Raw genomic sequence first — 8,097 nt, 5'->3', positions numbered from 1 at the left:
GATCTACACGGTCTTCGCCGCCCTCTCCATCCCCTTCGTGCTCAAGTTCGTGAAGGAGACCAAGGGCAAGGCCCTGGAGGAAATGGGCTGACCCGCCCGCCCCGAACCCGGGGAGGAGGGCCAAGTCCCCGCTGCCCCTCTCCCCGCACCGTCCGCCGCCCCGCCCGGTCACTCTCCGGGCGGGGCGGCGGTGTCGTCGGGTGTCCGCACGGCCGGAGCCGCCGCGGAACTCGTTGTCAGACGCGCACGGTCTCGGGCTCCGCCGCCTGCTCCACCGGCGCCGCCGGGACGGCCACCGCGGGCTTCGGCAGGACGACGTACAGCAGGCCGGAGATCACCACGGTGGCCACCCAGCCGAGTCCGTACTCGCCGATCACGTTGTTCGCCGCGAGCGGGCCGGTGAACCAGTCGGACGTGGTGAACATCAGACCGGCGACCAGGCCCACCGCCCAGGCGGCGACGGCGGCGGGGGAGAAGCCGCCGCGGTACCAGTAGGCGCTGGTGCAGCCGGTGTCGGCCAGGGCCTCGCCGTCGTACTCCCGGCGGCGCAGCATGTCCGCGCCGAACACGCCGACCCAGGCGGAGAAGGCCACCGCGAGCAGCGACAGGAAGGCGATGAACGAGCCCATGAAACTGGTCGCCACCAGCATCAGCACGCCGCCGAAGACCAGCGAGATCACGGCGTTCACCGAGACCGCCCAGTGCCGCGGGACCTTGAAGCCCAGGGTCTGCGCGGTGAAGCCCGCCGAGTACATCGACATCGAGTTGATCAGCAGCATGCCGATCAGCGCGATCAGCAGGTACGGCACGGCGATCCAGGTCGGCAGGATCTCGCCCAGGAAGGAGACCGGGTCGGCGGCCGACGCGAGGTCCGGCGTGGAGACCGCCATGACCGCGCCCATCAGCACCATCGGCAGCACGACGATCCCCGCACCGCCGACCGTGACCCCGACGATCCCCTTCGAGGAGGCCGTGCGCGGCAGGTACCGCGTGAAGTCCGGCGCGGACGGGATCCAGCTGACGCCGCCGGCCGCGATCAGGCCGACGCCGGTGATCATCGCGGCCACCGAACCGGCGGACCGGTCGAACACCGCGGACCAGTCGGTGTCGACGACCAGGTAGCCCAGCACCAGCACCGAGAAGGCGCCGAAGAGGTACGCCGCGTACTTGTTGCACTTCTGCACGGCGTTGATGCCCAGCCCGGAGATCGCGAACGTCGCCACGACGAAGGCGAGCAGCGTCACCAGGTCCAGCACGCTGTTGGCGCGGATGCCGAACACGATGTCCAGGACGGTGAGCACGGCATAGGCACCGGTCACCGCGTTGATCGTCTCCCAGCCCCAGCGGGCCACCCAGATCAGCGAACCCGGCAGCAGATTGCCCCGCTGCCCGAACACCGCACGGGACAGCGCCATCCCGGGAGCGCCGCCCCGCTTGCCGGCGATGCCGATCAGACCGACCAGGCCGTACGACACGACGGGCGCCGCGGCCGCGACGACCAGGGCCTGCCAGAAGTTGAGCCGGTACGCCACGACGAGGCTCGCGCCCATCGTGAGCAGCAGCACGCTGATGTTGGCGCCGACCCAGGTCGGGAACAGCTCGCGGGTCCGGGCGGTGCGCTCGTGGTCGGGCACCTGCTCGATGCCGCGGGTCTCCAGGGCGCCTTCGTTCTCGGCGGTCTTGCTCATGTGGGGGGTCCGTGCCTCGATCGTGGGGAAGAGGGGGCGGTCGGGACTCTACGCGCGTTGATGCGGCCTTCTCCATCGTACTTTGCTCCGACTCCTGCCCTCCAGGGGCCTTTGTCCTTTGTCGGAAGCCACGAGCGGCCGTCGGCGGGGAGCCGTGACGCGGGTCGCGCATACTGGTCCCGTTATGGAAATCGTCATCCTTGCTGTAGTCATCGCCGTGGTCGTGATCGGCGCGCTCGGCGGGCTGGTCGTCGGCAGCCGCCGCAAGAAGCAGCTGCCCGAGCCGCCCCCCGCCACGCCCGACATCACCGCCCCTCCGGCCGAGCCGCACGTCGGCGACGAGGCCGAGACGCCGCGCGACGAAACGCGCCGGACGATAGAGGAGGTCGACCTCCCGGACGGCGGCACCGCCACCGTCGAGGAGCCGCCCGTCGTCGAAGAGCTCGAGATCCCTCAGATCGAGGTTCCCGAGCCCACCGCCGGCCGACTGGTCCGGCTCCGTGCCCGCCTCTCCCGCTCGCAGAACGCCCTCGGCAAGGGCCTGCTGACCCTGCTGTCGCGGGAGCACCTCGACGAGGACACCTGGGAGGAGATCGAGGACACGCTGCTCACCGCCGACGTCGGCGTGCAGCCCACCCAGGAGCTGGTCGAGCGCCTGCGTGAGCGGGTGAAGGTCCTCGGCACCCGCACGCCCGAGGAGCTGCGCACCCTGCTGCGCGAGGAGCTGATCACCCTCGTCGGCCCCGACATGGACCGCGAGGTCAAGACCGAGCCCGCCACGAGCAAGCCCGGCATCGTGATGGTCGTCGGGGTGAACGGCACCGGCAAGACCACCACCACCGGCAAGCTCGCCCGTGTCCTGGTGGCCGACGGCCGCAGCGTCGTCCTCGGCGCCGCCGACACCTTCCGCGCCGCAGCCGCCGACCAGCTCCAGACCTGGGGCGAGCGCGTCGGGGCCCACACCGTGCGCGGGCCCGAGGGCGGCGACCCGGCCTCCGTGGCCTTCGACGCGGTCAAGGAGGGCAAGGAGATGGGCTCGGACGTCGTGCTCATCGACACCGCCGGCCGCCTGCACACCAAGACCGGCCTGATGGACGAGCTGGGCAAGGTCAAGCGCGTCGTGGAGAAGCACGCGCCGCTGGACGAGGTGCTCCTCGTGCTCGACGCCACCACCGGCCAGAACGGTCTGATCCAGGCCCGGGTCTTCGCCGAGGTCGTGAACATCACCGGCATCGTGCTCACCAAGCTGGACGGCACGGCCAAGGGCGGCATCGTGGTCGCCGTCCAGCGCGAGCTGGGCGTGCCCGTCAAGCTGATCGGACTCGGCGAGGGCGCGGACGACCTGGCGCCGTTCGAGCCGGCGGCCTTCGTGGATGCCCTCATCGGCGAGTGACGCCGTCTGCCGGCGCCCCCGCGCCCGCACCCGCGCGAGAAGCGCCCGCCTCCCGAACCGGGAGACGGGCGCTTCGCCGTGTGGAGCGGGCGGGTGGCGGGCGCCGGGTGGCGGCCACGCGGGGGAGTGCCGGCGGCTTGGGCGCGCTCGGAGGTGCGGCGAATCGTGCCGCCGCCCGTGTCCGCCGAGTGGCGGGCGCCAGGACGCGCGACGACGCGCGAAGTGAGTGCAGGGTCGGTGCTCCCGGCCGGAGTCGGGGGCGCTTCGGCGTACGGACGTACGGGGGCAGCGCGGGTGCTAAGCCCGGGACCGGTGGGCCACGTATGCCAGGGTGCCCAGCAGCAGCCGTGCCGCCGGTGGCTTCGTGGCCGAGTCGAGGGCGGGGGGCCGCAGCCAGCGCACCGGGCCCCGGCCACCGCGGTCGGAGGGCGGGGCCGTGATGTACGTACCGGGACCGAGGCCGCTGAGGTCGAGCGCCGACGGATCGTCCCAGCCCATGCGGTACAGCAGCCGGGGCAGCTCGGCGGCGGCGCCCGGCGCGACGAAGAAGTGGGCGCGGCCCTGCGGGGTGGCCGCGACCGGACCGAGCGGGAGGCCCATGCGCTCCAGCCGGGCCAGCGCCCGCAGCCCGGCGGACTCGGCCACCTCGATCACGTCGAAGGTCCGCCCGACCGCGAGCATCACCGCCGCGCCGGGGAACCCGGCCCAGGCCTCGGTCGCCTCGTCCAGAGTCGCCCCGGCGGGCACCCGGGGCGCGAAGTCCAGGGGGTGCGCGCCCGGCGCCGGACAATCGGGCAGACCGCACGAACAGGTGCCACCGGCGGTCCGGGCGCCCGGCACCACGTCCCAGCCCCACAGCCCCGTGAACTCGGCCACGACGGTGCACTCCGAGGCGCGGCCGCGGCGGCGCGCACCGGACCGGATCTCGCGCATGCCCCGACTGCTGCCGATGCCGATCGTGAAGCCCATGCCCCCTCCAACGGGTCCGACGCAGCAGTGGTTACGCAGCGGACGTAAAGCGTGACTCTCTGTTTCCAACTCCCCAGTCCGGCGCGGTTCAGACGGCGTCCGGAAGCACTCCGGGTGGTGCGTCCGACGGCGCACGCCCCGGTGTGCACCGTTGCACCGACTTCCGGTTGGCCTATGTCAAGTGAATCGCGCCCCGGCCACCGCGAGTTCATTCGAAGGGGTGGCGAATGGTGGCGATTCCGCAATCGCCATGGCTGGGTGAGTGATCGCAGGACTACTTTGTGTGCATGGAGCCGTGGGGCACATGCACTTGTGGGTATGCCGGGGGCAACCGGGCTTTCCGTTCGAAGGGTGTCAACCGCCGGACGGAGGGCCGTAACCACCGGCATTCTGATAGGGCTTGGCGCACTCGGCGACAGGTGGTCTCAGGGATGGGGGCGTTCCAGTGAGTGGCAACGGCGGAAGCGGTACGGGCGCGGCGAGCGCGTCGCACGCTGACAAGCGCCCGAACGAGCTGCTCACCTCCTGGTTCGCCCGCAGCGGCTGGTCCAAGGGCGAGCTGGCCCGCCAGGTCAACCGCCGGGCCCGCCAGCTGGGCGCCAACCACATCTCCACCGACACCTCGCGCGTGCGCCGCTGGCTCGACGGGGAGAACCCCCGCGAGCCGATCCCGCGGATCCTGTCCGAGCTGTTCTCCGAGCGTTTCGGCGTCGTCGTCTCCGTCGAGGACCTGGGCCTGCGTTCCACCCGCCCCACGCCCTCCGCGACCGGCGTCGACCTCCCCTGGACGGGCCCGCAGACCGTGGCCCTGATCAGCGAGTTCTCGCGCAGCGACCTCATGCTGGCGCGGCGCGGCTTCCTCGGGAGCTCGCTGGCCCTCTCCGCGGGCCCGTCCCTCATCGAACCCATGCAGCGCTGGCTCGTCCCCACGCCCTCCGCCACCCCGCCGGGGGCCGGACGCGAGCCCGCGGCGCCCACCACCCGCGCGCGTGGGCGCCTGTCCCGGCCGGAGCTGGACCTGCTGGAGTCCACCGCCGTGATGTTCCGCCGCTGGGACGCCCAGTGCGGCGGCGGTCTGCGCCGCAAGGCCGTGGTCGGCCAGCTGCACGAGGTCACCGACCTGCTCCAGGAACCCCAGACGGAGACCACCCGCGCCAAGCTCTTCAAGGTCGCCGCCGAGCTGGCCGAGCTGGCCGGCTGGATGTCGTACGACGTGGGGCTCCAGCCCACCGCCCAGAAGTATTTCGTACTCGCCCTGCACGCCGCCAAGGAGGCGGGGGACCGGCCGCTCGGCTCCTACATCCTCTCCAGCATGAGCCGCCAGATGATCCACCTCGGCCGGCCCGACGACGCCCTGGAGCTGATCCACCTCGCGCAGTACGGCAGCCGGGACTGCGCAAGCCCCCGCACCCAGTCGATGCTGTACGCGATGGAGGCCCGCGCCTACGCCAACATGGGGCAGCCCGGCCGCTGCAAGCGCGCGGTGCGCATGGCCGAGGACATCTTCGCCGAGGCCGACGAGTGGGACGAGCCGGACCCCGACTGGATCCGCTTCTTCTCCGAGGCCGAGCTGTACGGGGAGAACAGCCACTCCTTCCGCGACCTCGCCTACGTGGCCGGCCGCAGCCCCGCCTACGCCTCCCTCGCCGACCCCCTGATGCGCCGGGCCGTGGAGCTCTTCGCCAAGGACGAGGAACATCAGCGCTCCTACGCGCTGAACCTGATCGGCATGGCCACCGTCCACCTGCTGCGCCGCGAACCGGAGGAGAGTGCCGTCCTGGCCGTCGAGGCCATGGGCATCGCCAAGAAGGTCCGCTCCGAACGCGTCAACACCCGCATCCGCAAGACCGTCGACACGGCCGTACGCGATTTCGGCGACCTCGGTGAGGTCGTCGACCTCACCCAACGGCTCGCCGTCGAGTTGCCGGAGACCGCCGAAGCGGTCTGAACCCCCACCAGCCCCGGCCGCGGCCGGCCCTCCCGAACTGCCCGACTCGGCTCCCCCATGCCAGGTCATTCGGAGGCCGCCGCGGCCGGCACCCCTTTTCGCGCCTAAACCGCGCCGCTCTCGCGGACCTGGTTGCTCGCCGTCGGGGTGGCTCAATCGATGGTTGCGCCGATCGTCGGTAAGGCCGCGTCACGATAGCGGTGACCCAGCCGGCGAACCAGCCGTTCACCCACGCGTAACACGCACCGCGCCTTCGTCACGGCGGCGAAACAACGAGGGGCACCCACCGAAACCGCGCTGCGCCAATCTCATGGCGCATAACCGGCCCACCCCTCACCCGCCCGCCCAGGCTTCGCCCGCACGGGGCCGTACCAACGACGAGGAGACGCCGATGGCTCCAGCCATCACGCTCGCCGCGGAGACACAGCTCTCCGCCGCCAACACAGGCTTCATGCTCATCTGCTCCGCCCTGGTGATGCTCATGACGCCGGCCCTGGCCTTCTTCTACGGAGGAATGGTCCGGGTCAAGAGCACCCTGAACATGCTGATGATGAGCTTCATCAGCCTCGGCATCGTCACCGTCCTGTGGGTGCTGTACGGCTTCTCCATGGCGTTCGGCACCGACTCCGGCAGTGTCATCGGCTGGAACTCCGACTGGGTGGGCCTCAGCAACATCGGCCTGACCGAGCTGTGGGACGGCTACACCATCCCCGTCTTCGTGTTCCTGGTCTTCCAGATGATGTTCGCCATCATCACCCCCGCCCTGATCAGCGGTGCCCTCGCGGACCGCGTGAAGTTCACGGCCTGGGCGCTGTTCATCGCCCTGTGGGCGACGATCGTCTACTTCCCCGTCGCCCACTGGGTCTGGGGCGCGGGCGGCTGGGCCTTCGAACTGGGCGTGATCGACTTCGCCGGAGGCACGGCCGTGCACATCAACGCCGGTGCCGCGGCGCTCGGCGTGATCCTCGTCATCGGCAAGCGGGTCGGCTTCAAGAAGGACCCGATGCGCCCGCACAGCCTGCCCCTGGTCATGCTCGGCGCCGGCCTGCTCTGGTTCGGCTGGTTCGGCTTCAACGCCGGCTCGTGGCTCGGCAACGACGACGGCGTCGGCGCGCTGATGTTCGTCAACACCCAGGTCGCCACCGGCGCCGCCGTCCTCGGCTGGCTCGCCTACGAGAAGATCCGGCACGGCGCCTTCACCACCCTGGGCGCGGCCTCCGGTGCCGTCTCCGGCCTGGTCGCCATCACCCCGGCGGGCGGCGCCGTCTCCCCGCTCGGCGCGATCGCCGTCGGCCTCATCGCCGGAGTGGTGTGCGCCATGGCCGTCGGCCTGAAGTACAGGTTCGGCTACGACGACTCCCTCGACGTGGTCGGCGTCCACCTCGTCGGCGGCATCCTCGGCTCGCTGCTCATCGGCTTCTTCGCCAGCGGCAAGGGCCAGTCCGACGTCGAGGGCCTCTTCTACGGCGGCGGCCTCGACCAGTTCTGGAAGCAGTGCGCGGGCGTCTTCGGCGTCCTCGCCTACTCCCTGGTCGTCTCCGCGGTCCTCGCCTTCCTGCTGGACAAGACGATCGGCATGCGGGTATCGGAGGACGTCGAGGTGGCCGGCATCGACCAGGCCGAGCACGCCGAGACCGCATACGACTTCAGCGGCGCCGGCGGCGGTGCCGCCCGGACGACCGCCACGCCGGCCGCCTCCGCGGCGGCGTCGGCCCCGAGCAAGAAGGTGGACGCATGAAGCTCATCACCGCCGTCGTCAAGCCGCACCGGCTCGACGAGATCAAGGAGGCCCTCCAGGCCTTCGGGGTCCACGGCCTGACCGTCACCGAGGCCAGCGGCTACGGCCGCCAGCGCGGACACACCGAGGTCTACCGGGGTGCCGAGTACACCGTCGACCTCGTGCCCAAGATCCGTATCGAGGTCCTGGTCGAGGACGACGACGCCGAGCAGCTGATCGACGTCGTGGTCAAGGCGGCCCGCACCGGCAAGATCGGCGACGGCAAGGTCTGGGCGGTCCCGGTCGACACGGCCGTACGGGTCAGGACCGGCGAGCGCGGACCCGACGCGCTCTGACACGACCAACGAACAGGAGTCGCCGG

6 protein-coding genes are annotated in these 8,097 nt (G+C 71.4%); 4 read left to right on the top strand and 2 right to left on the bottom strand.

Translation table 11 applies throughout. The features are described 5' to 3' along the window. Window positions 1–236: 236 nt before the first annotated feature. Window positions 237–1,688, bottom strand: coding sequence for a cytosine permease (locus tag ACZ56V_RS34955; RefSeq protein WP_468947598.1), 1,452 nt, complete (start codon window positions 1,686–1,688; stop codon window positions 237–239). A gap of 184 nt (window positions 1,689–1,872) precedes the next feature. Here ACZ56V_RS34955 and ftsY point away from each other — a divergent pair, with 184 nt between their 5' ends. Beyond that, the gene (ftsY, locus tag ACZ56V_RS34950; protein WP_104632554.1) at window positions 1,873–3,081 is read left to right on the top strand and encodes a signal recognition particle-docking protein FtsY; all 1,209 of its coding nucleotides are present in this window, start codon (window positions 1,873–1,875) and stop codon (window positions 3,079–3,081) included. Window positions 3,082–3,378: 297 nt separating this feature from the next. Here ftsY and ACZ56V_RS34945 read toward each other — a convergent pair whose 3' ends face one another. Then, window positions 3,379–4,050 (bottom strand): bifunctional DNA primase/polymerase, encoded by a 672-nt coding sequence (locus ACZ56V_RS34945; RefSeq protein ID WP_467383612.1) that lies wholly within the window; start codon window positions 4,048–4,050, stop codon window positions 3,379–3,381. A 445-nt stretch (window positions 4,051–4,495) separates the two neighbouring features. On the opposite strand from ACZ56V_RS34945, the gene nsdA reads away from it, so the two are divergent. The 3 genes from nsdA (at window position 4,496) to ACZ56V_RS34930 (ending at window position 8,071) form a co-directional block, all read left to right on the top strand. Continuing rightward, entirely contained in the window at window positions 4,496–5,998 is a 1,503-nt protein-coding gene (nsdA, locus tag ACZ56V_RS34940; protein ID WP_398914799.1) for a transcriptional repressor NsdA, read from the top strand. A 391-nt stretch (window positions 5,999–6,389) separates the two neighbouring features. Then, window positions 6,390–7,736 carry an ammonium transporter gene (locus ACZ56V_RS34935; protein ID WP_398914800.1) on the top strand — a complete coding sequence of 449 codons (1,347 nt, stop codon included), beginning with the start codon at window positions 6,390–6,392 and terminating at the stop codon, window positions 7,734–7,736. Continuing rightward, window positions 7,733–8,071: a P-II family nitrogen regulator gene (locus ACZ56V_RS34930; protein WP_003973409.1), complete on the top strand. Its 339-nt coding sequence runs from the start codon at window positions 7,733–7,735 to the stop codon at window positions 8,069–8,071. The genes ACZ56V_RS34935 and ACZ56V_RS34930 overlap by 4 nt, the downstream gene beginning before the upstream one ends. The last annotated feature ends 26 nt before the right edge of the window (window positions 8,072–8,097 follow it).

The organism is Streptomyces sp. NPDC034099, assembly GCF_055575415.1.
The sequence above is the reverse complement of the archived record's forward strand: the minus strand, read 5'-3'. Positions and strand labels throughout refer to the sequence as shown.